The organism is Acidobacteriota bacterium (assembly GCA_016208495.1).
In the GTDB taxonomy this organism is placed as follows: Bacteria; Acidobacteriota; Blastocatellia; order Chloracidobacteriales; family Chloracidobacteriaceae; genus JACQXX01.
This window is the reverse complement of record JACQXX010000148.1, coordinates 23,405-50,298: the sequence shown is the minus strand read 5'-3', so window position 1 is coordinate 50,298 and position 26,894 is coordinate 23,405. Positions and strand designations below refer to the sequence as shown.

The window sequence follows — 26,894 nt, the reverse complement described above, 5'->3', positions numbered from 1 at the left end:
TTTGAAGTCTCAATTTCAACTCTTCATTCGCATCACTAACCACTAACCACTCACTACTCACCACTAACCACTAGATGATTTCTTCATTCGATTTCGCCTTCCACTGGTGGTAGAGCCAGATGCTGAGCCCTAGCCAGAATCCCCCAAGGAAATAACCTGCCGTGACGTCGCTTGGCCAGTGAGCTCCCAAGAATACCCGCGAAGTTCCAATCAGGAGAATTGGTATTCCACACAGGGCGTTCAAACTGGTTTTGAGCCATCGTGGGAAGGGCTCTTCATTGATGAGAATCAGCAGAAACCCATAAAAGGTGACATAGTGCATCACATGACCTGAGGGAAAGCTCAAGGATGTTTCCTGAACCAGTTGCTGGACCAGTTCACTGGTGGGACGGGGACGTGCCACCAGCTCCTTGACGATCATGTTGAGTAATGTCCCACCGCCTGCCGACAATGCAAATGCATATCCCGCCACTTTCCGCCCCTTCCACAGCAGAAATGCAAAAATCAGGCAGCCCCAGGCCAGATCTGCCAGTGAATGATTCCCGGGAAATGAAATAAGCCTCATTCCAGCCTCAACCCCAGGCAAGGAAAAGGATTGCACGGCTTGAGAGATTGTGATGTCGATTTGAAAACGTTTATCGGAGTCGGTCAAAACGGCAAGTGCCAGACTCAAAAAACCGAGCAGGCAGGCCACATAGGAAAGGATAATCCGGCGGTTCAGCATTGTTTCGTGTCGCGAAGTGGTGAAGTAGCGAAACAAGAGCGAGTAGCGAGTAGTCAGAAAAAGTTTAGGAATTTTTCACTGATAACTTTGGTTTTCTTAAACAGTGTTAATCCCTGTATTTTCTGAGGATAAGCTCAGAAATGAAGCAAAAAGCCTTAAAATGAGTCCATTTTAAAGTGTTTTGCCTATCACCCACAAAATTTGGGGGATTAGAACCAGTGAAGATTCTGTGCAATCTGTATTGGATTGACTACTTGCTACTCCCTACTCGCTACTCGCCCTTAAATGGTCTCCAGCAAATCCAGAACTTCGTCAAAACAATAGGTTTTGACGGTATTCATCAGCTCTTCCGCCAGCGAAGCGTCAAATTGGCGAACCCGTCGGACAACATCGCCGGCAATCTGGGTATCACCGCGAATCAGTGATTGGTGCAACTCTTCCTGAAGTGATTTGGGCAGCGCCGCCAACCGCTCTCTGGTCAGTGCCTGGTGAGTCGTGGAAGTCGTGGACACTGTTGCCTTGTGTGGGGTAGTTGATTCATATATGAACTTGAGGTTCAGGTGTTGGCGCAACACTTCGAAACAATCTTCTTCCCGAAATGGTTTGGCGAGAAACCCGTCGCAGCCGGCGTTATGAACCGCTTCCCGGTCATGCTCAAACGCCATGGCAGAGAGCGCAATAATCACACTCCGTTTATTTATTTCCGTTGATTCGCCCACTGCCAAAAGCTCCAATTCAAGTTGACGAATGGCTCTGGTGGCTTCATATCCATCCAGGATTGGCATCCGCAAATCCATAAAAATCAGGTCGGGTCGGTATTTCTCAAACTGAGTGATGGCTTCGACCCCATTGATGGCTTCAGCCACCTGGAATCCAACCGGCGTGAGCAATTTGGAAAGAATCTGCCGGTTTTCCGTTTTGTCATCCACGATCAAAATGCGGGGAGCCGGCTGATTGTTGGCCAGTCCGATGACTCTTTCCAGCGTCGGAGCGGATGATTCGCGCGAACTTTGCGGCATCCAGGCGGTAAAGCAAAAAACGGTGCCTTCACCCAGTTCGCTCCGAACCCAAATTTCACCACCCATCAAATTCACAAAATTGCGGCTGATGGCGAGTCCCAGACCCGTGCCTTCGGTTGATTTCTGGCCACTCTCGGTTTGTACAAATGGTTCAAAAAGCTTGGTTTGTTCTTCTTTTGAGATCCCGTGGCCGGTATCTTCGATCTCAAACGTCGCGATATTGTTTGACCAAAACACCCGGAGCGTAACCTGTCCACGCTCAGTGAACTTGACCGCGTTTCCCAGCAAATTGATGAGCACCTGGCGGAGTTTGCCTTCATCTCCGAGCACATATTCGGGGACCTCGGGTGATATTTCAAAACTCAACTGCAATCCTTTGGATTGGGCTCTGACCCGAATCATTTCTTCGATGCCGAGCAGCAACTTCGGCAAGTGAAAGGTGTGTTCGGTCAGAGTGATTTTTCCAGCTTCGATCTTTGAAATGGACAAAACATCGTTAATGAGCCCAAGCAGGTGTTCTCCGCTCCGCATAATCGTTTGCAGGTTTTCGGTATCTTCCACATCACGACCCTGACGGCGCTGCATCACCTGGACAAATCCTAAAATCGCATTGAGCGGTGTCCGCAATTCATGGCTCATATTGGCCAGAAAGGTGCTTTTGGCGCGATTGGCTTCAAGGGCTTTGTGCTCGGAAATGCGCAATTGCTCAACCATTTTGGCCAGTTCTTCATTTTGTTTGTCAAGTTCGTGTTGTGTCCGAATCAACCGGGCCTGGGTGCTATCTCCCACTTTCACGATCTTGGTCGCCTGTTTCATCAGGCTGCGGTATTTTTTGATCAGGAACCGATGCCGTTCGACCAGTTCTTCGCGGGTAAAATCACCTCGTTTCAAAAACAGGTCGGCTTCTTCCGCAATTGCGATTTCCCCCTCAAACACCTGGACATGCGATGACACCTGGAGACTGGCTTCTCGTTCTACCTCAAATACAGGAACTGTAGAGGAGCTATCTTCAAATTCCTTGTTCATAAACCTGGATGCCCTTGGAGCTATTTTTTGGGATTTTAGGGGTGGTCTTGCTCGCGGAACAGACGGTGTTACTTTACAGATTTTTTTTAAGAGGGAATAGAGGAATTTGGGAATGAAGAATGGAGAATGTGATTGGTGGTTGGTGGTTAGTGGTTAGTGGTTAGTGGTTAGTGGTTAGTGGTTAGTGGTTAGTGGTTGGTGGTTAGAAATCAATACCTTCGAAGAAGAACCAAGAACCAGGAACTAAAAACTAAAAACTAACCACTAACCACTAAAAGGGTTCTTCATTCTTCATTCGGGTCAGACGCGCTCTAGTTTTACCGCCGATTCAACAAATTTTTTCATGCCGAAGCCAGGGAAATTGATCACGAGTTTGTCATCTTCGCGTTTGAGAATGAGCCCAACGCCATATTTTTCGTGACGAACACGATCACCCGGATTAAACCCGCGAGACGATGTGGTAGGTGGCGGAGGTGGTGTGGGGCGCTGGATTCCAGGTTTGGGAACTGGCTGGTTGTTTTGGGTTTCTGCTGCTTTGCGAGCCTGCTGGAGTTTGAAAAATTGTTGAATGCTGTCAACGCTGTTGTAAGTAGGGAAAGGGGATTTGGGCGGCGCCACGGGTGGTTTCGCTGGTGATTTGGGGCTCAGACCGGTTGAAGCCGTGGCGCTCAAGGCATTTGGGGTCTTCCTCGAAATTGATTTCAACCAGCTTTGTCCAAGGGTCAGGTCAGTGATCTTATCAACCGGGATTTCTTTCAGAAACCGTGACGGTTCATTAAAAATTTCGTCTCCGTACTGCCGCCGCCACTCGGCGTGGGTAATGTACAACTGGGTTTTGGCCCGGGTCAGCGCGACGTAACAGAGCCGCCGCTCTTCTTCCATTTCGTGCACGTTCATTGACGCCCGCTGGTGGGGGAAGAGCCCTTCTTCCATCCCAACCACAAACACCAGAGGAAACTCCAGTCCTTTGGCGCTGTGGATCGTCATGAGGGTGATTCTGGCTGTTTCTTTGAGTGAATCGGTATCAGCCACCAGCGCGGCATGGTCAATGAAATCACGGATGGTTTCGTCGCGGAGTTCGGCTTCGACGGCGGCGTTGACCAGTTCTTCAAGATTGAGTAGCCGACTTTCTGCTTCCTCAGTTTTTTCAGCCTGGAGCCATTTGAGATATCCGCTTTCGTTCAGTACGGCTTTGACCAGTTCCGAAAGCGAAGACTGGCTGGCAAGATCAATCAACCGCTGGATGAATTCCTGGAAATGTTTGAGCGCGTTGGTGGTACGGGCAGGGAGTTTTTGCTCGGCGATCAGATTTCCCATCGCATCCCACGGCGAACTGTTTTCCTCGCGTGCTCTGGCATACAAAATATCAAGTGTCGCTTTCCCGATTCCACGGGCTGGGGTATTGATAATTCGTTCAAATGCAATCGGATCCGTCGGGTTGAGCACCAGTTTCAGGTAGGAAATAACGTCTTTGATTTCAGACCGTTGATAGAAGGAAAACCCGCCAACCAGCACGTAGGGCAGGCCCGCCCGGCGACAGGCTTCTTCAAACAGTCGTGATTGGGCGTTGGTGCGATACAAAATTGCCGCGCGGTTGTCGATCTGCGGATTGAGTTTTTGCCAGCGGTTGAGTTCGTTGACGACAAAGTTGGCTTCAGCTTCGCCTGAATCGGCTTGAAAGTACCGAATTTTTTCGCCTTCGTCGTTGTTGGTGAACAAATCCTTCGGTTTGCGCTCGGTATTATTGCGGATGACTTCGTTGGCGGCACTCAAAATGACCTTGGTGGAGCGGTAGTTTTCAGTCAGCTTGATCATTTTGGCGCCAGGATAATGTTTTTCGAAATCCAGAATATTGCGAATATCCGCTGCCCGAAAGCGATAGATAGACTGGTCCGGATCGCCCACGACACACAGGTTTTGTTGTTTTTGCGTGAGCAGGCGGATCAGGCTGTACTGGGGTGGGTTGGTATCCTGGTATTCATCAATCAGGATGTACCGGAACCAGTCGTTGTAATAATCCTGAACTTCAGGAAAATTTCTCAGCAAGCGGACTGATTTCAGAAGCAGGTCGTCAAAATCGAGTGCATTGCCATTAGCCAGACGCTCTTCATAGAGCTTAAACACTCGACCAATGGTAACCTTCTTTGGATCATTGGTTTGCAGGAAATCTTCAATTGTTTTGCCCTGGTTTTTCGCGCCGCTGATGGCGTGTTGAACTGCCCGCGGCTGGATCATCTTTTCATCAATATTGAGGTCTTTGAGGCAGCTTTTGACAATTTTGGCCTGGTCATCCGAGTCATAAATTGTGAAATCTCCCGTGTAGTTTCCTCCCAACCGGTTGATATCACGCCGCAGTAATCGCACACAGAAGCTGTGAAACGTCGAAACCATTGGTGTGGAACGGGTTTGGCCTTGTGGCAAAAGCTGGGTTACCCGCTCTTTCATTTCCGCCGCCGCCTTATTGGTAAAGGTGACCGCCAGAATGTGACCCGGTCGGATGCCGCGTTCCTGGATCAGATAGGCCATGCGAAATGTAATCACACGAGTTTTCCCAGAACCGGCACCCGCCAGAACCAGCAATGGTCCATCGGTTGTGGTAACGGCTTCACGTTGTTGTGGATTGAGGGTTTTGAGAAAGTCCAGGCTCATAAAATTTGAATGAAGAATGAAGAGTTGAGGATGAAGAAGGAAGAATTGAGAATTGAGAATTGAGAATGAAGAAAGTGGTTAGGGAGTCGGATGGAAATATCATACCACCAGGGTTCAGGGTTCAGGGTTCAGGGTTCAGGGTTCAGGGTTCAGGGCCAGATACTCCACGTTGCGTGGTACCCGCCAGTTCCCCAGTCTTCATCTGGAGTGGGATCAGTCAACTCATCGCCGAAACCCTGAACCCTGAACCCTGAACCCGATTTCAGTGGGATTTTATTTTCTTCTGGGTCCCTTAGTGGTTAGTGGTTGGTTTTTGGTACTTGGTATTTGGTGTTTTGGGACCAATACCTTCGAAAAGCCAAGTACTAAGTACCTTGTCATAAGTTTCCTGAGATATTGGGTTTGGTAAGTACCTTGTCATAAGTTTCCTGAGATATTGAGTTTGGTAAGTGGTTGATCTTTTTCGTGTTTTTCGTGTTTTTCGTGGTTAAAATGTCTGGAAACTTTCGGTAAGGTACTTAACCACTAACCACTAACCACTTTTTGCATTCCCTCAATCTCATCACCCGCTGGGTTCAGTGAGTTTCCTGGATCCTGGAGAAACAGGTTCAACACGAAGTCGAATTCCATCAACTCCGATCAATCGCACTGGGACACCGGCTGGAATTGAGGTTACAGCCTGGGCTGGCCAGATTTCTCCGGCAAAACAAACGTAGCCCATCGGGGTTAAGGCGCTTTCGGTGATTCCACAATCGCCAGGGGTGAAGCCGAGATCCGGGCGCCGTTTTCGGTGCATTCCACGGATGACCAGCCAGAGGCTTGCGAGTCCAATCCCAGTTCCACCGCTGATGAGTACCCAAAGGAAAAAGTGGTTTCGCATCCAGAATCGCGCTTTAAAAACGGAGGAAAATTTCCTCGTCAAGCTTGGCTAATCGGCATTTGGTTTCTTTTAACTCAATTTCCTGCACAAACTTACCATTTTCATACAGTACTGTTCGGCCAGGTACCAGCACGCCTTGAACGTTTCGGAAATCATAGAAGGATTCGCGGAACTTGGTCGGCGGAGCCCCAGGTGACAGCGGAATTTCATATTCCAGGTGCAGGATCCGATAGGATTTATCGCTGATGAAATATCGGGTTTTGGTTTGGTCCCTGTGAGTCAGTTCGAGAATGCTGGTGTCAATGCCTGTGATGCGTTCGCTTCCCGCACGAGTCAATGTGGTCCCATCTTCTTTATATCGGAGCAATGCCCAATAGTCATGAGTCAGTGAAGCCAGGAAGCTGGCTTCGGCTTCAGGTTTGGGCGTAAACGCATTCCCGTCCTGGGCTGCCCAGGAGGCAACACCATTAAATCCGAAGGTAAATGTTTGTTTTGGAAATACCACATCCACCCGAACGCAATCTCTGTCTGAACTTTCTTTGCGGAGGACCCGCCGGGTAAACCGGCCTTCCATGGGTGGGGTATCTTCGCCGGTTGAGAGCCGAATGATCCCATCTTCGGTCATGTTGGTGGTGACATAGGTCTGGACGGGGCGGCTTCCGTAGGCAAAAAGCACGACTTCAGCCAGTTGTTCGGCGGTCCAGGTACTGGGTTTGCCGGCCTTAAATTTTTGATCTTTTTCGGCTTTGGGGGGACCTTGGGGCTTTTCTTTGGACTTTTCGCCCTCATTGTTTTTCTGATCTTTGGATGAATCGGGCTGCTGGCCATTTTTCTCGTCTGCAGGGGGCTTATCCTGTCGTGATTCAACTACTGGCACCGCTCCAACCGGGGTTGGAAACCAGACGAACAGGCAAAGCAAGCCAGTGATCAGGGAACGGAACTTTTTCAGGAATCGGGAAGACATGAACTGATACCTACCTCGCGAAGCTCAGCATCATGATGAGCGAAATAGACTGAATTGATTGGGCTGGCTGGGTGAAAACCAAAATGATAGAGGGAATTGATCAAACTGACCAGCCCGGAGCGAAGAAATTGGGCTGAAAAAACCAGGGCTGAGGGCTTGGGGCTGAAAAAACCGGGGCTGAGGGCTTGGGGCTGAAGACTCGAAGACTCGGGGCTGAAGACTCGCAGACTCGGGGCTGAAGACTCGAAGACTCGGGGCTGAAGACTCGCAGACTCGGGGCTGAAGACTCGCAGGCTCGGGGCTGAAGACTCGCAGGCTCGGGGCTGAGGGCTGAGGGCTGAAGACGTTGGGCTCAGGGTTTGGACCCCGTTTTCTTCAGCCCCGAGCTTGCGAGTCTTCAGCCCTCAACCCTGGTTTTTCAGCCCCGGTTTTTTTCAGCCCGAAGTCTTCCGTCTCATCACTTAATGACAAATTGATTGCTCTGACCCTGTCCCTGATTGCCGGCAGCATCAGTTGCAACCACCTGAATCACAGCCTGTTTGGTTTTGGCGACCCCGGAAGGAATCGTCACTGAAACAGCTTGAATATTCCCAGCCAGGCCGGTGGCCAGTTCAACTGGAGCTGATTGGCCAGTTGATAACAGGTTGATTGAGTGATTTACCACGCTTCGATTGTCAACCGACGTCCAGGAAACCTGCAGTGTCGGGTCTTTCTTGCGTTTGACTTTGGTTTTGGAGAGTGTGACCACTGAAACTTGTGGCGATTGAGTATCTGGCGGAGGCGCAATCGCAAAAAATCCTGATACTCCCTGACCTTGATTTCCGGCCTCATCTTCAGCTTTAACCGTGATTTGGGCGTTGGAAATGGTATCGTTTGGTTGCACTGCGATTGAAAAAGAGCGCAACTCTCCAGACAAACCAGTGGCGATGGTTTCTTCAAAGCCCGTTTCATTCTTTTGACCGCGAAACTCAATTGATTGACGCTCCACACCGATGTTGTCGCTGGCATTCCAGGCGACGAAAATTTGAGCATTGGGGATAGATTCGATCATCTGCCCGGAAATTGGGCTGAGAACCTGAACCGTTGGTGGAGTGGTATCAGGAGGCGGAGGCGGAGGTGTGGAACTGGTTTCCAACAGGTATTTCCAAACTGGTTCGTACACCGGGCGTCCATCAACGGTTGGTACAACGGAGTCAAAGATAATGACGCTATGGTATTTGTTGGTTGAGGGGTTGCTTGTGACTGTCCGATTGGTTGACAGCAAATGCGTGCTCCCAAATGGGGGAGGTGTTGATTCCACACTGGTTATTGGACCAAAGGCCGTCATTCCATAGGCTGGATAAATTGCATTTGAAAGAGTCGAAAAGCTGACCAGTTCATCTCGTTCGTGAGAGAATGCATAGTAGTCTGAAGTCGGCGTGGCATTGCTCGTATTGATCCAATTGGCGGGCTGGCTGAGCAGAAAATTATAATCCATCGCGGCAAACATCACGACTCGGGCTACCCGGTGATATTTAGCCAGCAGGGCCGCATGTCCGCCTCCCTGTGAGTGCCCGCTGGTCACAATCAACTCCCAGCGAGGTTGACCCGTGGCATCGAGGTACTGACCCCAGCCGTCTCCGGGGTACGTTCGCTCCATATACTGAAGGAGTTTGATCAACCGGTTTTCAATTGAATTCGCCCGGTTGACCGTGACCACCGGTGAGCGATCTGTTCCATCAATAATTTCTGCCCGGACCTGCTCATAACAGTCCAGATCGGCACTGAAGCCACAAAGCTGGTTTACTGCCTCCGCATTCGGATAGCGAAGATTGATTACATGGTACCCCATGTCAGCCGCGGTATTGCTGATTTTGAGATAGTTGCGCGGAATGGCGCCGGTGCCGGAAAAGAAAAGGAACAGTTGATTTCGATGCTGAACTGACCGACTGAGGAAGAGATAATGGGATTCAGTGGCGGTATTGATGGCTGGATCAGTGATGGCGGGCCCGATGATCCAGAACTGATTTTCAGCTTGTACCGGTGTTGACCATCCAGCGAAAAGCAGCAGCCCTGACCAGAACAATATCAGTTTGCAATAAGTTCGTTTCATATGTGCATTTAGTGAAAGAGTGAGGTCGCAAAATAGTGAAACAGTGAAAATCAATGGGATTGAGTTGAAGCCAGGTGAAATCCAGAATAGCAAGCTTGCCCTTGAATCAAAAAGTGGTGCCACCAGTGTGAGTTTGGGGGATTGAAATAAGTTTGGGAGAAAAGCAAAGTAAGGTGGTTTTTTCTCCTTGCTCTTCGCTATTCACTCTTCGCTATTTTCTATTTCGCTTTTATAATGTGACCAGCAAATCGCAAAATTTCACTTTCCCAAAATCCATTACTTCCTGAAGGAGGTCGCTGAAGCATTTATGGATGACCTGTACCAGATTTTGGGTGTCTCGCGAACGGCAACCGAACGCGAGATTCGTTCTGCCTTTCGTCGGCTGGCACGCCAGCATCATCCGGATGTCAGTCATGCTCCTGAAGCCAAGGCAACATTTCAAAAAGTAGCCGAAGCCTACCAGGTTTTAGGCGATCCTCAATCCCGAAGGCAATATGACCGGGGCGAATATATTCCGCGTCGTGGAGGCCGACGTTCAGCTCAACCGGAAGTTGACCCTGACCGTGAACGCGCCCAGCGGGCAGCGGCTTATAATTCGCGAATTAACCGGGTGGTTGATGAGATTATTGAAGAGGAACGTCGGGAAATGCGCAAACGGGCTGATGCCATTTCAGTGGTTGCCACGTTGTTTGCTTCGGCATTTGTGGTGGCGGCGGCCCGGCCTTCAACGGTCGAACCGTTTGGCATTGTGGGCCACGTGCTGGTCTTTATGATTGCCTGTGTTGCCTTCTGGCAAGTTGTGAAATTTTTGCGAGATGTGCTCAGCAACTACACGTATTCGCCTGACTTTATTCTTTCAATCACCTCATCAGATGATTCACCACATCAACCGTTTACCAGAGCATCAGCGGTTGTGTTTTTGGCCCTGGGCTATGTCATCGCGATTGTGATTGGCAATGCCATTGGATCGGTTACCTTTGTGATGCCAGAGGAAAAGGTGACGTTCCTGGATATGGTGCGAACCGGGCTGATCTATCCGCCGATTGCTGTCTGCATTGTGGTGTACTTCCGCCGGATTGGCCAATTTTTGGATGAATGGTGAGAAAACCTTGGGCTGAAGACATCGGGCTTGGGGCAGAAAGACTTGCAAGCTCGGGGCGGAAGACGACGGGCTTGGGGCAGAAAGACTCGTAAGCTCGGGGCTGAAGAAAACAGGTTCAATACCTTCAGCCCGATGTCTTCCGCCCGACTTCTTCCGCCCCTACTCAATGCACCAGTGATTGAAATTGAATAATCTTCCCAAATCGCTGAAACCGGCTCAGTTGCTCGCCTGCGGGCGGAAGACCCGTGAACAAAATACCGACTTCATTTGAGGAACTTACCAGTTTGAAGAAATCCTGTTTCGCGATGTGAGCTTCCGGATCGTCAGTGGGAATTTCGTCAGGCGGTTCTGGTTCAATCAGCGCTAGCGTGCGGAGCATGTTGAAAAGATGTTCTTTCGACTCACCAAAATCGGTTTGTCCAATCGGGGTTAAGAGTCGAACCTGAATACTCAATTCAACCAGTTGGGCAGCCATTGAAGCCGCTCGCTTCACGGCAGCTTCAAACGCGTTGAGAAATTCGGGGGTAATCTCCTTTGGCGCCCGATTATCAAAATAGATCGAAATCCGCCGCTCATCTTCCCGGGCAAATTCTTTCACCATTGTTCGGCGAACCTTCGCGGTCGCCTTCCAGTCAATATGCCGCAGATTATCACCGCTCTGATACTGGCGAATGGCATATAAATCCACACCCATGCCTTTGAAAAAATGTTCTTGCGTGCCCATAAGCTGGCTGAGCCCGCTCAGCAAGTCACGCCGTTTTTCAAGTTCCGGATACACAACCAATTCCCCCTGGGCTTCAATCCGGCGGGTTTTCTGAATAAACCCGAAGGGGAATTGGGTGCTGACCGTAAATCCTCTGATTTCATAGCGTCCACGACGTGAGAAGGAATGTTGAATCGTTTGCCGGAGCCGCTGATGACTGGGAACGACAATGAAGTGGGTCAATTTTGAAAGTTCCCCGGCAAGGTTGGTGCCAAGCAACCACTGGCGAACTTTCTGTATTCCCGTGGGGAGCGGTTGATTTGAAAGCTCAACCCCCACTGACAGCGAAAATGAGGGAATGAGAAATTTGTGATTGGTGACTGAAATTTCAAGCAAAACGTCCTGACCCGCAAAAATGTGATCTGGAAACCGGAGGCCAACGTCGAGTTCTCTGAGTCCAGTTTCAGAGACAATACCAGACGTCAAAATCAATGCCAGCAAGACCGAAAAAATCAAATAGAGGAGGTTGTTCCCGGTATTAAATGCGGCCAGGCCGACGACGGCCAAAATTGCCATGAAAAAGGCAGTGCCAGGTGTCGCGGTATAACTGATGTTAAACTGAAGGAAACTCCACCGGATCCGCTTCATAAGCCGGGGGATGGAATACACACCACCAGCCAGGACAAGCACAAGCGACAGGATATAGAGTACCTCGGCGGTTCGATGTTCACCCACCTGGGTTGCCAAAATGGCAACAACCAGTGATACAATCGCGCCCCCTAACAAAAATGTCGTGATCACCGCACTGATAATCACGCTTTTGAGTTCGGTTTTGAAATCGTCAGTCAGAAATTTCGCTAACCATTTTTTCACGAAAGCACCTCGATTTGCCGGGTCTGGGCTGAAATTGGATTGCATCATAAACCAAAATCAGGCCAGAGCAATCTGCTTCGTGCCTGGTGATTGGTATCTGGTGCGTACGAAGCAGGCCGTAAACGACCTGCCTCAAATCAACCACTGCGGTTGCGGCAAAGACCCTGACAAGGGAACAAGATGACAAAATGATAAGGTAACAGGGGATTTTTTCATCCCTCATCCCTCATCCCTCATCCTTTCCGAAAACCCTGAACCCTGAACCTTACAGGTATCCGTCAACGTGACCACTTTCAATCCAACCCAGCCAGGCCAGCCGATTGGAATTTTTGATTCCGGTGTCGGTGGTCTTACCGTCTATCGAGCCATCCGGGAGCGACTCCCATTTGAAGATATCGTGTATTTGGGCGATACCGCCCGCATTCCGTATGGTACCAGGTCACTGGTCACCGTGCGTCGGTATGCCCTTGAGGACGCTGCCTTTTTGGTTTCCTGTGGCATTAAGTTGCTGGTTGTGGCCTGCAACACAGCGTCTTCAACCGCAATGGATGTGTTAACTGATGCTTTATCAATCCCCGTGATCGGAATGATTGGACCAGGCGCCCGACGGGCGATCAACTTGACCCGGAATGGCCGCATTGGCGTGATTGGAACTGAAGCCACGGTCGGGAGTGGTGCTTATACCCGAGCCATTCACCAGTTATTGCCTGAAGCCGTGGTGATTGAGCGGAGCTGCCCGTTGTTTGTGCCATTAACTGAAGAAGGGTGGGCCAACCATCAGGTCACGGCCATGGTTGCTGAAGAATATTTAAAGCCCTTTGCTCAGGATGAGATTGACACCCTGGTATTGGGTTGTACTCATTATCCGATCTTACGGACTTTGATTCAGCAGGTCGTCGGCGAGCATGTCAATCTGGTGGATTCAGGGGCGAGTGCCGCCGAAGAAGTCCTGGCAACGCTGCCCGGTCAGGAAGTAAACGGCCCTCTGCAAAGACCACAGCAGACGCGGTTTTGTGTGACTGACACCGGACAACGGTTTCGCCGGATTGCTGAAATCTTTTTGGGACACCCGATGGATCAACCTGAATCAGTTGACTTATGGGCAATGAACAACGACAAAGTGAAATTGCAGGCTGACGTTCCTCATCAAGATGAAGAACGTCCTGACAGCTCGTTTTGAAAATTTTGAATCCCAAGTACACGGGAAGGAGACACCATGCGTCCAGATGGAAGAGTAAATAATGCATTACGCCGGATAACCATTACCCCAGGCATTAGCAAACACGCCGAAGGTTCCGCCTTGATCGAGTTTGGCGATACCAGGGTGATGTGTACGGCAAGCGTTGAAGAACGAGTCCCTCCATTTTTAAAAGGGAAAGGTCTGGGGTGGATTACGGCTGAGTATTCAATGCTCCCACGAGCCACGGACGTTCGCACCCCACGTGAAGTTGGTCGTGGTGGGCCATCTGGGCGAACGCACGAAATTCAACGGTTGATTGGCCGAAGCCTCAGAGCGGTGGCCATTATGGAAAAATTGGGTGAACGGACAATCTACCTGGACTGTGATGTGCTGCAGGCTGACGGGGGAACCCGGACCACCTCCATCACTGGCGCTTTCGTGGCGTTTGTCCTCGCACTGAGAAAACTTCAGAAAGACAACAAACTCAAGGATTTACCCATCTCAGACTATGTTGCCGCCGTGAGCGTTGGCATCGTCGCCGGAACTCCGGTATTGGATCTCAATTATATTGAGGACTCTCAAGCGGATGTGGACATGAACATTGTCTGCACCGGCGATGGACGATTTGTGGAAGTTCAGGGGACGGCTGAACATAAACCGTTTACTCCGGAACAAATGACCTCAATGATTACCCTGGCCCGGCAGGGAATTGATGAACTGGTTGGTCACCAGCGGAAAATTCTGGGAATATTGGATTGATCCATAGTGCTTAGTGCTTAGGAATCAATATCTTCCAAGAACCCAGAACTAAACCGATTCAACTCGTCGTGAACTGATTGTTTTGTAAACCCTGGAAGTCCTGTATGAATGTGGTTGTTCGATTCGCTTTGAAAGGTATCTTTGCTTGTATCGTGCTGGTACTGGTCGGCCTTACCACGCCGGTCCTGGCTCAAAAAATAGACGTTCCCGCCAATTCAGAAGCGCCGCCCGCTGTCGGCAAACGCGTTTTTGCTGACGTTGAAGGCGGATATGAAGTCGAACTCGACAACGGGTGGCGCACTGAAGTGGCGGTTGAGAATAATGGACGCCGGATCACTGAAATTATTTTCCGCGACCGGAGTTATGCACTGTTGAAAGTCAAAAAAGAGAAAGCACCCGATGAGCCATTGGTCGGAGGGGATTTGGTAAAAACCCTGATCAGCCGCGAGATGGAAAATGATCTCCGGTTTCGGCCTGATTACAAATTTGTGACCCAGGAACGATATGTCAATTCAATCGGTCGTGGTGCCTTGCTGCAGTTCACTTATAAACGGGTTGGAAAGCTGATGACAGGTCGGTACTACTACCTCCAGACCGCACCCGACACGGTATGGGTTTTGAGGTTTATCGGAGAAAAAACATACCTCGATCCATTTCGGTATCAAACCGATCAACTGGCCAGAAGTTTTAAACCATTGCCGTAATGAATCGTTCGGCATGAAATCCTTCACCAACCAGGTTTTCGGGCTGAAGAAATCGGGTTTGGTTCATTTCCAACCTTCCTTCAGCTCGATGTCGTTTGCCCACTGAACTTCGGTTCGACATCAGTTGACTTCCCGCAACCGTATGCAATTGCAAGAAAAAGACTTTGTTGATTTATTCAAAGCGTTGATCAGGCGCTCAATCTGGCTGGTGATTTTGGCGGCATTGGGTGCCGGGGCTGGATATTTTTGGACTCAGCGTCAACCGACGATCTATCAGGCTCTGGCGTTTATTGAACTTGGTCGAATTGACCAGGAACCAATTGAAGAACCTCACCTGTTAGCTGAAATTGTCAATGCCCCTGGTTTTTTAGCAACTCAGGGTAGTGAGCCTAACTCAGAATCAGATTCTTCAGCTTCCCTGGAAGGAAAAAAGAAGAAGAAAAAACAGGCTGGCGGTGGCGGACGATTGACGGCTGAATGCCTTGAAACTGGCCGTAAGCGCGAGCGAATCGTCTACTTAATTCGGCTTACGGCGCGAAGTGAGGACAAGGCCGCCGCCCGGGCAACCGTGGAAACCGGTGCCACGGCAGTCATTGATCGGACAAATAAAAAATTCACCGATGCAGTCAAATTATATCGGGACCGCGAGACCGAACTTGTTACCCGCCTGGAAGGACTTCGGAAATCGCCAGGGGGATCGCTCTCAGATTTATTGCTGTGTGAACGTGAATTATTTGATGTCCGCTCAAAGTTGTTGCCCCAGCGGACTTTTGCCACTCAGCTTGCACGTCCCACCACGGCCCCCGAAATTATTTCCTCGCCGCAACCTTCCAGAAACACCATACTTGCTGCTGGCGGTGCTTTTCTATTAGGAGCGCTCCTGATTATTGGTCTTGAATTTATCAGTCCAGCTCCAATAAAGAATGAAGAAACCAGTTAGTGGTTAGTGGTTGGTTCTTGGTTCTTCTTCGAAAGTATTGATTTCTAACCACTAACCACTAACCACTAACCACTATGTCTTTTCTTCATTCTCAATTCTTCCCATGGTTTGTGACCCATTGTGGCCTCCAATTGCCAGATACCTCAAGCAGACCGCAGCTTTCAATGGAGTAAAGCGGCTGGTGGTTGCTGTTTCTGGCGGGCCGGATTCAGTGGCGTTACTCCATATACTAAAGGCCGAAGGTCTCCGCACTTATCCAGAAGTGCGCCTGCATGTTGCTCACCTCAATCACGGTTTGCGGGGAAGTGCCGCCATAGCTGATGCTCGATTTGTTCATACCCTCGCGACTCAGCTTGAGTTACCGGTAACGATTGAAACTCAGGACGTGTCAGCCCAGGCAAAAGAAAGTAAGCGGAACTGGGAAGCCACCGCTCGAATGGTCCGGTATGATTTTCTTCACCGGGTTGCACGCGAAGCCGGTGCGCAGGCAGTTGCCACTGGCCACACCAAAACAGATCAGGCGGAAACGGTTTTGATGCGGTTGATTCGGGGAACCGGAGTTGACGGATTGGGGTCTATCCAACCAGTGCAATTTCTGAAGAATGGAAATCAGCCTGAGACTGACACTATTCGCCTGATTCGACCGTTGTTAGCCGTTGAACGATTTGAAATTGAAGCCTATCTGAAGCGAAAACAGATACTTGCCTGTCACGATGAAACCAACGACCTGATCGGATTGACCCGAAATCAGATTCGGCATCAGGTCATGCCGCTTCTGACCCGGTTAAACTCGAACGTGGTTGATCATCTGGCGGGTCTGGCAGCCTTAGCTCATCAGGAAGCCGATTTTTTTAAGCCTCTGGTTGATCAGTGGATAGCCCAATTTTCAGTTGTGGTGGCCGGGCAGGTTCAGGTGCCTTTGGCTGAACTCAGGCAATTACATCCGGTTCTCGTTGGTCGGGTGATTCACCAACTGGTCCAGCAACCTGAATTCCCATCAGCCAATCAAAGGCAGATTCAACAGGTTTGTGAGGTGTTGGTTTGGGGAAAGGCTGGTGGCAAAGCGATTGACCTGCCGGGGAACCGGCGTGTTCGTCGCGTCCGGAACTATCTCTTGTTCGAGCGTTCAAATAACATATAGAAAATATTGGGTTTTTGAGACTAAATTCTGGCAAGCCTCAGGTAAAGAGGGTTAGGCAGGATGCTTTACCATAAAAAACCGAGAAAGCTCCGTCCTCAACTGCGAAGCCGTAGGGCGGGGATGAATCGGCTTGATCTTTTTGATTTCCTAAATTAGCCATGCTACCGTTGTCTCACTCCATGAGCCATATATAAGGCATATTGATCCGTAGAGCGTCATCGCTCGGACATGGAGCGTTGGAAATTTCGGTTTTGGTGATTCTCCGGAATCACCTTTGGATCGACATTCGCGTCATCGAACCTTGACGCCGCGCGGTCGATACCAAACGTGTGGAGCGAACAAAATGCAACAGAGGGAAATTTCTTCCCGAAACGGTACTCCACATACCGTGAGAGCGTTTCGTGCGAAAGCTGGAAAGTGCCACTTAGAGCCGTCTGCTCCCAGGCAGGATCGGAAGCGGTGGCAGGAAACAGCAGGAATCTCCTTCCTCAATCGCGAAGCGATAGGGAGGAGAGGTTCAAATTCGTGTAAACTGGCTGTCGGCGCATAGGCAGGTGCGTCAATGACATCAACTTCAAAAGGATTTCGGCAAAATTGGGGGCATTCCCTCAACCATGCTTGATGGAAGGTAGGAAAAAGCCTTGAACTCAACGGTTAGATTGATTCTCTTCTGGTGTATTCTGATTGGCGGAGCAATTTTGCTCTGGAAGATTTATGATTCCGGACGCAGTTCCCGCGAAGAAACCCCCAACTATACGGAACTGATCAAAAAGATCGAAAACGAACAGCTCAAAGAAGCGGTCATTTCTGAAACGGAAGTCACCGGAAAACTCAAAGATGATAAGGGGTTCCGGACGGAAATTGCCAACGAGCAGTTGATTGCGGACATGGTTCAGCTCATGCAGAAGAAAAATGTCCAGGTCACGCTTCGGCCTCCGACCAGTGGTTTCTGGCTCAGCATGTTGTCAATGGCCTTCCCATTGCTCATTTTAATGGCCTTCTGGATATTTATGATGCGCCAGATGCAAGGGAACGGGAATAAAGCCCTCTCGTTTGGGAAGAGTCGGGCCAAACTCCTTTCAAATCAATCGAAACGGGTCACTTTTAAAGATGTGGCTGGCGTTGAGGAATCCAAGGACGAACTCCAGGAAATCATTGAATTTTTGAAGGAACCCCAAAAATTCCAAAAGCTTGGTGGACGCATTCCAAAAGGAATTTTGATGATGGGCCCTCCAGGAACTGGAAAAACGTTGTTGGCGCGTGCCGTTGCTGGTGAAGCTAACGTTCCGTTCTTTTCAATTTCAGGTTCGGATTTCGTCGAAATGTTTGTTGGGGTTGGCGCCTCACGGGTTCGCGACTTGTTTGAGCAAGGGAAAAAGAATGCCCCCTGCATCATCTTTATTGATGAAATTGACGCCGTTGGTCGCCATCGGGGTGCCGGTTTGGGCGGTGGACACGATGAACGTGAGCAAACCCTGAACCAGCTCCTGGTGGAAATGGATGGCTTTGAATCAAATGACGGCGTCATTTTGATGGCTTCCACCAACCGTCCAGACGTTCTTGATCCGGCTCTGCTTCGACCTGGTCGGTTTGATCGCCGGATTGTGGTTCAACGACCAGACGTGAAAGGTCGCGAGGGAATTCTGGCGGTTCACACCCGCAAAATTCCACTCGGAGACGATGTTGATGTCAGCGTCATTTCTCGTGGAACTCCTGGTTTTACCGGGGCTGATCTGGCAAATCTGGTGAATGAAGCGGCCCTCAACGCCGCCCGCCATAACCAGAAAGTCGTGACCATGAAAGACTTTGAGTGGGCAAAGGACAAAGTGATTATGGGGTCTGAACGCCGCTCAATGGTTATGTCCAACGAAGAAAAGCGCAACACGGCCTACCACGAAGCCGGTCATGCCCTGGTTGGCATGAAGGTTCCAAACGCCGATCCCGTTCACAAAATTACAATTATTCCTCGCGGAATGGCACTTGGTTTGACCCAGCAGCTTCCAGAAGCTGATCGCTATTCCCACACCCGGGAATATATTGAAGGCCAGATTGCCATTTTGATGGGTGGCCGACTGGCCGAAGAAGTTTTCCTCAACCATGTGACCACCGGCGCCGCCAATGATCTCGAACGTGCCACGGATCTGGCCCGGAAAATGGTCTGTGAATTCGGTATGTCCCTGCTTGGTCCATTGACCTTCGGAAAGAAGGAAGAACAGATTTTCCTGGGTCGTGAAATTGCCCAACATCAAGATTATAGCGAAGATACGGCAATTAAGATTGACCAGGAAGTCAAACGCATCGTGATGGATCAATACAATCGGGCGCGCCAGATTATCCTTGAAAATCGGGATGCGCTGGTTCGGTTGGCGGAATCCTTGCTGGAATTTGAATCACTGGATGCTGTTCAGGTCCGCCGCCTGATTGCCGGCCTGCCGCTCGATGATGATGCAACCGACAAGAAGGAAGACACCCGTCAACAGGTTGACTCACCGCGTCCTTCAGTTTTAAAGCCAATCTTGCCGCCACTGCCAGATAATCCAGCCACTGCCTGAGCTGGTTTTTGATTAGACAGAATTCTCGAAGAGAAAACCCCAGGTTCCGATTGAACCTGGGGTTTTTTGTTTTTGTCGGTAGAGTCAGTAGTCAGTGATGCCAGTTAAGAGTTGAAAAAAATAAGCGGATTTGAACCCGCGAAGCAGGTGGAAGGCTTGTAGCCCAGGGTGCAACCCTGGGAAAAGATGGGGGAGGGCCGGATTCCCAGGACTCGAAGACTCGCCTGGGCTACGAGCCGGCGCCCACTTCGTGGGCTGAGAACCAAAACGGCTTCAACTCTTAACTGGCATTACTGACTACTGACTACTGGTCTGATGATAATTCTTCGCCAGCCAGACTGATAATTCGCTCAATACAATCACCCACCACCCGATTGGGTGTGGAGGCCCCGGCGGTTACTCCAATGCGCAGATTTCCGCCTGGAAGCCAGTTTGGGGTTTCAATCGCCTGCTTGCTATGAACGGGCTGATGGCGAATCACTTCGGCTGAAACCAGACAACCGGGGCTATCAATGTGGTATGTTGGACACCTCTCAGCGGCAATTTCGGTCAAATGGGTGGTGTTGCTGCTGTTATACCCGCCGATGACCAGCATCAAATCCAAAGGTTCTTCAATCAATTCGAGGACTGCATCTTGACGTTCCTGGGTGGCGCTGCAAATCGTGTCAAATGAACGAAAGCGATCTTTCAACTCTTCGGCGCCATAATAGGCCAGCACTGCCTGGCGAATCATTTCCGCAATTTCGAGGGATTCACTCGAAAGCATGGTGGTTTGATTGGCTAACCCAACTTTCTGTAAATCCCGGTCCGGATCAAAATCAGGTGAGGCAACCGGGGCAAATTTGGCCAGAAACTGTTCCCGGTCAAGTTTTCGGGTAATAAAGTCGCACACCAGTTGAGCTTCATCCCGATCACGCACCACCAAAAATTTCCCGCCCGGATAGAGCTCGGTTTGGGATCGAGTTGCTTCAGTTTCCTCATGATAAAATTTGCCGTGGATAATGGCCGTGAATCCTTCGCGGGCATAGCGTTCAACCCGTTTCCAGACATGGACCACTGAGCCACAAGTTGTATCAACCAAAAGACACCCGGTTTCCTGGAGTTTGAGTAAATCACCGACTGGCGTTCCAAAGGCGGGAATCAAGACTACATCGCTGGCGGAAACCGGGTCTCCGGGCTTGAGAAACCGAAATCCCATTTCCTGTAGACGCTGGTTTACGGACGGGTTATGGATAATTTCCCCAGTCAGGAACAGTTGTTTGTCCGGAAAACGACGATGCGTTTCATAAGCCAGGCCCAGGGCGTGATCAACGCCATAACAAAACCCAAATTCCTTGGCTAATCTGAACGTCAGTCTTCCAGCCTCAAGGGTGCCACCTTGAAGTCGGATTTGAGCGACAAGCGGACTGTCATAATCAGAGGTTACTTCACCCTGGACTTCGGTGCGAAGCCCAAAACCGCTCCGCGAAATGCGAACTGGAGCGGGGCGGACGGTTTGTGCCGGTTGCGACGACGTAGAGATTGATCCATTTGCTTTCGACATGATGGCTTTGTTCCTGATGAGTTGAGGAGTTGAGAGCGTGAACCTACCCGCGCACTGTATCATTTGGTGAAAAACAAAGCCAAGTTGGGAAGACGGAATGACAAGGTAACAGGGTGACAAGATGACAGGATGACAGGGTGACAGATTGATTGAGGGATCACTGGTTGCAAAAAAAAATCCCACTCAATGGCCGGAGGAGAAGTACGGCACACTGAGTGGGAAAACAGTCGAGCGGTTTTTTAGACCTACGTGAAATTGAGAAAGATGCGGAGCTGATCTGCTTGATGATCAAGCAATCAGGGCGCGATTAAGCAGTGGCCGGGGTTTGCGTGCTGGCCAATTTTTCAACTTTCTTTGACAGTTCAGTGATCTGTTTTTTGAAATCTTTGAGGTCTGACTTTTTTGGCAGATCGAGCGTTTCAATCACATTGATCACTTCTTCTTCGATGTTGGTGTCCTGCTTTTTCTCGCGGCGGCGTGAGAACTTTGAAATCTGGGTTGAAGCTTCATCCATCAGCTTGCGCATATTTTCCTGAACCATATTCAATGAATTGGTTGGGATTTCGCGGAGTTGCTCAAGCTTTTCCGTGTTGATGTTGAGGGTTGGGAAGTTGACGTTTGGAACGTTCAATTCAACTTTGTTTCCACGGTCCATGGCTTCATTGTAAAACTTTACCGCATTTTCAGAGATTAACAGTGCGGTGCCCAGGCCCAGCCGGAGGCTCTTGGTTGCCACCTGAGTCGCCAGGTTAATTGGATTGAAAGCCAATCGTGGCGAGGTGGATTTGGTCACGATTTTGGAAGCTGGGCGACGTGGAGAACGGCTCTTGATGGTTGGTTTCGCAGTTGGGGTAACGGTCTTTCGGGTTGCCATAATAGAACTCCTATCTTGAATTGCAAAAAAAATTTGAGGGACAACTGGGCTCTCCAAAGCCCAACATTCTTACATCTCTGTGGGTTTCGCCTGATCGCCACGGCGTGAACGTCGGCGCGTCGAGGCTGTGGAAACACCATTCGTTTCGACTGGCGGCGGGGCCGCCACAGCGGTCTGGGGAACAACGGGTGATGTCTTTTGAAGACTTTTCACTTGCCGCTCCAGGCGCTGTACCTGCTGGCGGAGCTTCTCGATTTCCTGTTGGTGCGGGATGTGTAGTTCAGCCAATCGGGTCTGAACACAATCATCAACAAAGCTTTCAATCACGAGCCGGAGCGCTGGACCTAAATCGTCGGTCGCCGTTCCATTCGCATCGTAGCGAACCATTTCCCGCAGGGTTTTCACAAAGCGATCAAGCTGGTTCATCGTTTCAAAACCGGCTGACACCGTCTTGCGAAAATATCCCAGAACGGCATCGCTCGGGCGTTGGATTAAACTCACCAAAACATTCTTTGAAATCGGCGTGTCAGATTGTTGAGCCGAAGCCGCGATCACTTTTGACAGGACCTGTTCGGTGATGTCTTCGCCGCTGGCCTTATCAATGACCTGAATTTCTTCATTGTTCTGGATGAATTCGCTGATTTCTTCCAGTGTGATGTACCGGCGTTCGGTGGCATCATAGAGTTTTCGGTTTGCATAGCGTTTGATGAGTCGTGGCATACCTATTCTCCCAGAAGCTCCCCGAACTCTTGTTCAAGGCGCTGATCGTTTCTTGATGATGAGAGATTAACGCGCTGCGTCATTTAAGTCAAGTAAAAAATTAACGCATTGCGTCAAAGATTCCGGAATTTCGCAAGAAATTTGATTGGAAAGTATAAATCCAATGAAAAGAATTGGTTATGTGGGCGTTGTGTCTTGTGGGAAAAGGGAGGAGCTGGCTCATAAGCGCCAGGATAAGGAAATGAGAGGCTGTTTGAGACAAGGAGAAGAAGAGACACGGAGACAAGGAGATAATTTCACGGAGTGTGTAGTCTTGAATGGACTCCGGTTGGGAGCGGAGGAATGAGGCGATTGAATGTGTCTCCTCGTCTCCTTGTCTTCGTGTCTCCTTGTCCAGATCGGACGGTGTTCAATACCAACGGAAAGGACACGGTTTTCCTTATCCTGGCGCTTATGGCTCAATACCCTCAGCCCTCAATGGTTTTAGTCGGTTTTTTCGCAGATCAGGGCCAATGCAGGGGGGAGATTTCGAAAGGTGCGAGATATGTGCAGGTTTCCAAAGCGATTTTTGAGAGCCTGTTGTACATAGGCGCCAGTTGGGGTCATGGCTGAGTGGATATATTGAAACATGGCAAATTTCCCACTGGGACGGAGGGAGGCATGAACGGCATCAAGCACGTTATGACACACTTCCTTTGGCAACCAGGACAGGGGTAATCCAGAAAGCACATAGTCGGCAGTCAAGTTCCGGCTTTTTAAATAGTCTCCAAGATTTTCGGCGCTATCACAGATGATTTCGACATTGGGGAGCTCCCGACGCAGGAAACTTGCCAGGGCTGGGTTGCGCTCAATGGCGAAAAAGACCGCTTCTGGATTGAGTCGTGAGAGAATCACATTGGTAAAAGCGCCAGTGCCAGGTCCAAGTTCGACCACGCATTGGGCTTCTTCTAGTTTCATAGTGCGGATCATTGCCTGAGCAAGATACCGCGAACTGGGTGCAACGGCTCCGGTTTGAAGGGGGTGGCGGAGCATGGACTGAAGAAAAATACCGTATTCACGCATCAATAAATACCTGCCAGGAATAAGATGAAATAATCCAACAACTTTCAGAAACTTGTCTTTCGTGCCGGGTTAGAATGGCACGTTTTGTAGCACAAGAAGGAAGGCTTGTCAGGTGATTTCTTGGGCAGGCTGAAGACATGGGGCTCAGGGCTTGGGGCTCAGGGCTGAAGACGTCGGGCTCAGGGCTGAAGACGTCGGGCTCAGGGTATGAAACCCGTGTTCTTCAGCCCCAAGCTTGCGAGACTTCAGCCCGAAGTTTTCAGCCCGAGAATCTTCAGTCCCAGCTTCAAAAGGTAATGACTTCATTGAGGGTTTTTACCACATCATCGGTCAGTCGTGGCATATCACCATTGTCAAGAATGGACGCAATTGTCCGGATCGTGTCGGCGTTGCGTTCTTTGCGAGCCTTGAGTTTATCTCGAATTTCCTGCCGATGGGTCCGGAGAATATCACGATGAATTTCAATGCCGCGTCTCACATAACGTTTGGTGCGTTCGATAGCCGCCGTTAAACGCCCGGCATCATCTGGGTGAAACCCACAGACACACATCGGATGGGTTTTTAAGCGTTCTTCGACTGGTTCTGAGCAAATCATCTGATACACCAGCGAAATCTGGTTGATGGCATCAACATGGAAATCCTGGCGACTGATATTGAGTTGAGAGATGAGCTCCAGGTTATGCCAGTCTTCACTTGAAAGGAGTTCCTGGCACATTGGTTCGATGGTGGTTGCATCCGAGGCTTGTTTGTGCACCGAGGTATAAAAATCAATATAGAGCGGTTGGTAGGTGGCAAAGAGGCGGTCCAGGCGTTGGCGAGCGCCAGCATCGAAAAACTGCCAGATGGCCGATCCTTGGGAAAGCATTTCATACTTCAGCTTTTCCATGTACAGGTCATTGGTGGGAGCACTGGCGCGAACATAATTCAGCTTGGTTTCATAATCGGGCACAATTTGGCTGAAATCATAGAGTTGTTTCATCAACTGATTGGCATTCCAGAAGTTATCCAGATCACTGTCAAACAAGTAGATAATTTCCTCAATTTCTTCATTCAGCGATTTTTGGGCAATGGCATGCCGAATATGGAGGGCCGTCATTTCAAATTGTCGAACGGCCCGCAGCACATCCTGCAACAATTTGTTGTCAGGTGGAGCGAGTTTGAGATATTCCGTTGTTTGTGAAATATCGTGGCGCTGCCAGTTTTGGTAATAAGCAATTAGTCCGCCCAGTGCCTCAGCAAAGGTTTTGGGCTGGTAATCCGCGGCTTGATCGCGTTCCGGGGTCAAAAGATTTCCCAGCCATTCGGCGGTTTCCGGGGTGAATTCGCCTTCCGCGGGCTGGACTTCAGGTGTGGTTGGTGCGATCAAGGGAAGCATCCAGTCGCTCAAGGACCACGGAGTCGGTGATTCAGGCAGTGGCACCCGGCCACTTTCACCGCCACAAAACTTGAACATCCCGGCTTCCAAATATGCTTTTCGGAAAATCTTGACCGCTTGCGACACCAGGGTATTGGAAATCTGCTCAAGGTCTTTGGTATCAATCTGTTTATGGCGGTTGATCAACTCGTGAACGGCCACAAACCGTTTGAGCATCCATACTTCCTCTGATTCAAGATTCCCGGGCACCCAGCGAACAAAGGCTGAATCTTTTTGTGACGAAGCCCCATTGGAAGGTATTGACCCAGAAGTACTTTGATTCCAATGTGGAAAATCAACACAGATCGAGAAGTTCGAGGTTGATTTGGGCTTTCCGTTCACTTCCGGTTGGGCTGGTTGCCACAAGAAGCCACCGGCGTCCTGGCTGATGACGTTCCAGATGTGGGTATAACGTGATCGCCACGGATGAGCTGTTTTCGACGGCTGGTATTCAAGCGGCCAGTCTTCAAACAGGTTCATTCCGGCTGCCACCACCGAGACGCCAAGTCGTGGATCCGAATCGGAAAGGGTGCGTGCAATGGCATCCAGCCGCTCCTCGATAACCTGGCCTTGATGCAGGGCAAACCGGTACTGCCGGTTGTTGTCTTCGCCCACGGCTTCAAGTGATTTGGACAGACTTTTGATTTGTTTCAGGACGGCTGCCGCCAGGGCATAGCTCTGGTTTTTTCCAGTCAAATCATAAAACAGGATACTGTTGGTCAAATCTCGAACGGTTGCGGGCAACCCGGCCAGCGTGTGCATCAAAATGGCCTTGATGAGCATGCGGGTATGGAGTCGTTGTCCCTGACTGACGCGTGGCAAGACCGATTCGATAGTCTTATCATAGGCTTCGAAGGCAAATTTGAGTTGCGGAGAGCGCCGGAGTGAAGACTCCAGTACATCAAGCATTTCATCAACCGTGAACAGGCTTTCAGCCGGGCGGTTGCGAACTTTTTCAGCCGCTTTAATGGCAAAGGCCGGGAAGGAAAATTTCTCCAGATATGGCCGCAACCGGGCCCCGATTTCCCAAACTGCCGGGTGGAGCGGGTAAATATTGACAAATTCCTGCTCATCCAGGTTGAGTTCCGGGAGCGTTTGGCGAAGTTGCTCACGGATTTTGCTGACAGTGGTCCGTTGACGGGCAGTTTTTGGGAGCAAGTGGATACCAATCAGGGTTGGAATGGAATTTCCAGTCAGGTATTCAAGCGAACTGCAACTCATCATTTGAATCACCTGTTCGCCGCTTAACCACCCATAATTGACTGAATCCAGCGTCCGGTCATTGACATTGGTAATCAATGAGAGGGGAAGCTCCTGTGACGCCACGCTGAGCAATTTCAACAAATTGACCATCCGTTGACCCGTGCGGGTATCTCGTGGTTTAAGCCAGTCCTCTAGCCCATCAATCACAACCAGAATGCGCGTGTCAGCCGGAAAATGTTTGAGTGTATCGCGCAATGTACCCATCGCCTGTTCCAAATCAAATGTGTCGCTTGAAAAATCGGACGTTGCCAGATGATGCAGGTAATGCTTGAGGTACTCCAGTGTTGGCTCTGAACTATAATTCCCAACCGTGAGCGTGGGTGAGAGCTCGACTGGAAGATATCTGGTTTTGCCAAGACGGGTATGGATTTCCTTAATTCGGGAATGCGCCTGTGTTAACGGTTGCCCGGCGGATTGGAGCAGGGCCTGAGCCAGCTTGGTTAAATGGGTTTTGCCACTTCCTGGTGGTCCCACCAGCATTGCTGAGCGATGTGGGGCAGCGGCGGGTGAGGTTAGATGTTGAGTCAGGCGCTCTAATATGTCACCCAGTTCATAGGTGAACAATGCCTCCCGCAACATCGGTGTCTGCCATCCACTTTCTGTAAAGTCAACTGGTGTATAAGAGGTAATTGTGATGCAGTCCCGGATTCGGCTGGCCATACGTGTATATGAAGGTGTCAATTGCAGTCGGTTCGTCTCAGTGCACCATT

19 protein-coding genes are annotated in these 26,894 nt (G+C 50.1%); 7 read left to right on the top strand and 12 right to left on the bottom strand.

What is annotated here, in order from left to right; all coding sequences use genetic code 11:
- Window positions 1-70 precede the first annotated feature (70 nt).
- The 6 genes from HY774_27890 to HY774_27865 form a co-directional block, all read right to left on the bottom strand.
- Entirely contained in the window at window positions 71-724 is a 654-nt protein-coding gene (locus HY774_27890; GenBank protein ID MBI4752329.1) for a phosphatase PAP2 family protein, read from the bottom strand.
- Window positions 725-1,005: 281 nt separating this feature from the next.
- Entirely contained in the window at window positions 1,006-2,769 is a 1,764-nt protein-coding gene (locus tag HY774_27885; protein MBI4752328.1) for a response regulator, read from the bottom strand.
- Between the two features lie 300 nt (window positions 2,770-3,069).
- Complete coding sequence (locus HY774_27880; protein MBI4752327.1) at window positions 3,070-5,412, bottom strand: UvrD-helicase domain-containing protein; 2,343 nt, start codon at window positions 5,410-5,412, stop codon at window positions 3,070-3,072.
- Between the two features lie 568 nt (window positions 5,413-5,980).
- The gene (locus tag HY774_27875) at window positions 5,981-6,298 is read right to left on the bottom strand and encodes an NfeD family protein (GenBank protein ID MBI4752326.1); all 318 of its coding nucleotides are present in this window, start codon (window positions 6,296-6,298) and stop codon (window positions 5,981-5,983) included.
- 13 nt (window positions 6,299-6,311) lie between these two features.
- Window positions 6,312-7,262, bottom strand: coding sequence for a hypothetical protein (locus HY774_27870; GenBank protein ID MBI4752325.1), 951 nt, complete (start codon window positions 7,260-7,262; stop codon window positions 6,312-6,314).
- Window positions 7,263-7,719: 457 nt separating this feature from the next.
- A complete protein-coding gene (locus tag HY774_27865; protein MBI4752324.1) occupies window positions 7,720-9,354 on the bottom strand; it encodes a hypothetical protein in 1,635 nt (544 codons plus the stop codon).
- A gap of 307 nt (window positions 9,355-9,661) precedes the next feature.
- On the opposite strand from HY774_27865, the gene HY774_27860 reads away from it, so the two are divergent.
- A complete protein-coding gene (locus HY774_27860) occupies window positions 9,662-10,456 on the top strand; it encodes a J domain-containing protein (GenBank protein ID MBI4752323.1) in 795 nt (264 codons plus the stop codon).
- A 163-nt stretch (window positions 10,457-10,619) separates the two neighbouring features.
- Here the strand turns inward: HY774_27860 and HY774_27855 are convergent, their stop codons facing one another.
- The gene (locus tag HY774_27855) at window positions 10,620-12,080 is read right to left on the bottom strand and encodes a DUF58 domain-containing protein (GenBank protein MBI4752322.1); all 1,461 of its coding nucleotides are present in this window, start codon (window positions 12,078-12,080) and stop codon (window positions 10,620-10,622) included.
- A 235-nt stretch (window positions 12,081-12,315) separates the two neighbouring features.
- Here HY774_27855 and HY774_27850 point away from each other — a divergent pair, with 235 nt between their 5' ends.
- The 6 genes from HY774_27850 (at window position 12,316) to HY774_27825 (ending at window position 19,308) form a co-directional block, all read left to right on the top strand.
- On the top strand, window positions 12,316-13,212 hold the full coding sequence (locus HY774_27850; GenBank protein MBI4752321.1) for a glutamate racemase: 897 nt from the start codon (window positions 12,316-12,318) through the stop codon (window positions 13,210-13,212).
- Window positions 13,213-13,248: 36 nt separating this feature from the next.
- The gene (gene rph / locus HY774_27845; GenBank protein ID MBI4752320.1) at window positions 13,249-13,971 is read left to right on the top strand and encodes a ribonuclease PH; all 723 of its coding nucleotides are present in this window, start codon (window positions 13,249-13,251) and stop codon (window positions 13,969-13,971) included.
- Window positions 13,972-14,075: 104 nt separating this feature from the next.
- A complete protein-coding gene (locus tag HY774_27840) occupies window positions 14,076-14,675 on the top strand; it encodes a hypothetical protein (GenBank protein MBI4752319.1) in 600 nt (199 codons plus the stop codon).
- Window positions 14,676-14,817: 142 nt separating this feature from the next.
- Complete coding sequence (locus HY774_27835) at window positions 14,818-15,615, top strand: hypothetical protein (GenBank protein MBI4752318.1); 798 nt, start codon at window positions 14,818-14,820, stop codon at window positions 15,613-15,615.
- Window positions 15,616-15,718: 103 nt separating this feature from the next.
- Entirely contained in the window at window positions 15,719-16,756 is a 1,038-nt protein-coding gene (gene tilS, locus HY774_27830) for a tRNA lysidine(34) synthetase TilS (protein ID MBI4752317.1), read from the top strand.
- Between the two features lie 641 nt (window positions 16,757-17,397).
- The gene (locus HY774_27825) at window positions 17,398-19,308 is read left to right on the top strand and encodes an ATP-dependent metallopeptidase FtsH/Yme1/Tma family protein (GenBank protein ID MBI4752316.1); all 1,911 of its coding nucleotides are present in this window, start codon (window positions 17,398-17,400) and stop codon (window positions 19,306-19,308) included.
- Window positions 19,309-19,612: 304 nt separating this feature from the next.
- On the opposite strand, the gene HY774_27820 is transcribed toward HY774_27825, so the two are convergent.
- The 5 genes from HY774_27820 to HY774_27800 form a co-directional block, all read right to left on the bottom strand.
- Window positions 19,613-20,851 carry a 4-hydroxy-3-methylbut-2-enyl diphosphate reductase gene (locus HY774_27820; protein ID MBI4752315.1) on the bottom strand — a complete coding sequence of 413 codons (1,239 nt, stop codon included), beginning with the start codon at window positions 20,849-20,851 and terminating at the stop codon, window positions 19,613-19,615.
- 307 nt (window positions 20,852-21,158) lie between these two features.
- On the bottom strand, window positions 21,159-21,725 hold the full coding sequence (locus tag HY774_27815) for a hypothetical protein (GenBank protein MBI4752314.1): 567 nt from the start codon (window positions 21,723-21,725) through the stop codon (window positions 21,159-21,161).
- A gap of 69 nt (window positions 21,726-21,794) precedes the next feature.
- The gene (locus tag HY774_27810) at window positions 21,795-22,445 is read right to left on the bottom strand and encodes a hypothetical protein (GenBank protein ID MBI4752313.1); all 651 of its coding nucleotides are present in this window, start codon (window positions 22,443-22,445) and stop codon (window positions 21,795-21,797) included.
- Window positions 22,446-22,928: 483 nt separating this feature from the next.
- Window positions 22,929-23,402, bottom strand: coding sequence for a methyltransferase domain-containing protein (locus tag HY774_27805; protein ID MBI4752312.1), 474 nt, complete (start codon window positions 23,400-23,402; stop codon window positions 22,929-22,931).
- A gap of 391 nt (window positions 23,403-23,793) precedes the next feature.
- Window positions 23,794-26,844: an ATP-binding protein gene (locus tag HY774_27800; GenBank protein ID MBI4752311.1), complete on the bottom strand. Its 3,051-nt coding sequence runs from the start codon at window positions 26,842-26,844 to the stop codon at window positions 23,794-23,796.
- Window positions 26,845-26,894: the final 50 nt, after the last annotated feature.

Coding starts and splice junctions, on each gene's coding strand:
- HY774_27890 (MBI4752329.1), bottom strand. CDS start 724: ATGCTGAACCGCCGGATTATCCTTTCCTATGTGGCCTGCCTGCTCGGT.
- HY774_27885 (MBI4752328.1), bottom strand. CDS start 2,769: ATGAACAAGGAATTTGAAGATAGCTCCTCTACAGTTCCTGTATTTGAG.
- HY774_27875 (MBI4752326.1), bottom strand. CDS start 6,298: ATGCGAAACCACTTTTTCCTTTGGGTACTCATCAGCGGTGGAACTGGG.
- HY774_27870 (MBI4752325.1), bottom strand. CDS start 7,262: ATGTCTTCCCGATTCCTGAAAAAGTTCCGTTCCCTGATCACTGGCTTG.
- HY774_27865 (MBI4752324.1), bottom strand. CDS start 9,354: ATGAAACGAACTTATTGCAAACTGATATTGTTCTGGTCAGGGCTGCTG.
- HY774_27860 (MBI4752323.1), top strand. CDS start 9,662: ATGGATGACCTGTACCAGATTTTGGGTGTCTCGCGAACGGCAACCGAA.
- HY774_27855 (MBI4752322.1), bottom strand. CDS start 12,080: ATGATGCAATCCAATTTCAGCCCAGACCCGGCAAATCGAGGTGCTTTC.
- rph (MBI4752320.1), top strand. CDS start 13,249: ATGCGTCCAGATGGAAGAGTAAATAATGCATTACGCCGGATAACCATT.
- HY774_27840 (MBI4752319.1), top strand. CDS start 14,076: ATGAATGTGGTTGTTCGATTCGCTTTGAAAGGTATCTTTGCTTGTATC.
- HY774_27835 (MBI4752318.1), top strand. CDS start 14,818: ATGCAATTGCAAGAAAAAGACTTTGTTGATTTATTCAAAGCGTTGATC.
- tilS (MBI4752317.1), top strand. CDS start 15,719: ATGGTTTGTGACCCATTGTGGCCTCCAATTGCCAGATACCTCAAGCAG.
- HY774_27820 (MBI4752315.1), bottom strand. CDS start 20,851: ATGTCGAAAGCAAATGGATCAATCTCTACGTCGTCGCAACCGGCACAA.
- HY774_27815 (MBI4752314.1), bottom strand. CDS start 21,725: ATGGCAACCCGAAAGACCGTTACCCCAACTGCGAAACCAACCATCAAG.
- HY774_27810 (MBI4752313.1), bottom strand. CDS start 22,445: ATGCCACGACTCATCAAACGCTATGCAAACCGAAAACTCTATGATGCC.
- HY774_27805 (MBI4752312.1), bottom strand. CDS start 23,402: ATGAAACTAGAAGAAGCCCAATGCGTGGTCGAACTTGGACCTGGCACT.
- HY774_27800 (MBI4752311.1), bottom strand. CDS start 26,844: ATGGCCAGCCGAATCCGGGACTGCATCACAATTACCTCTTATACACCA.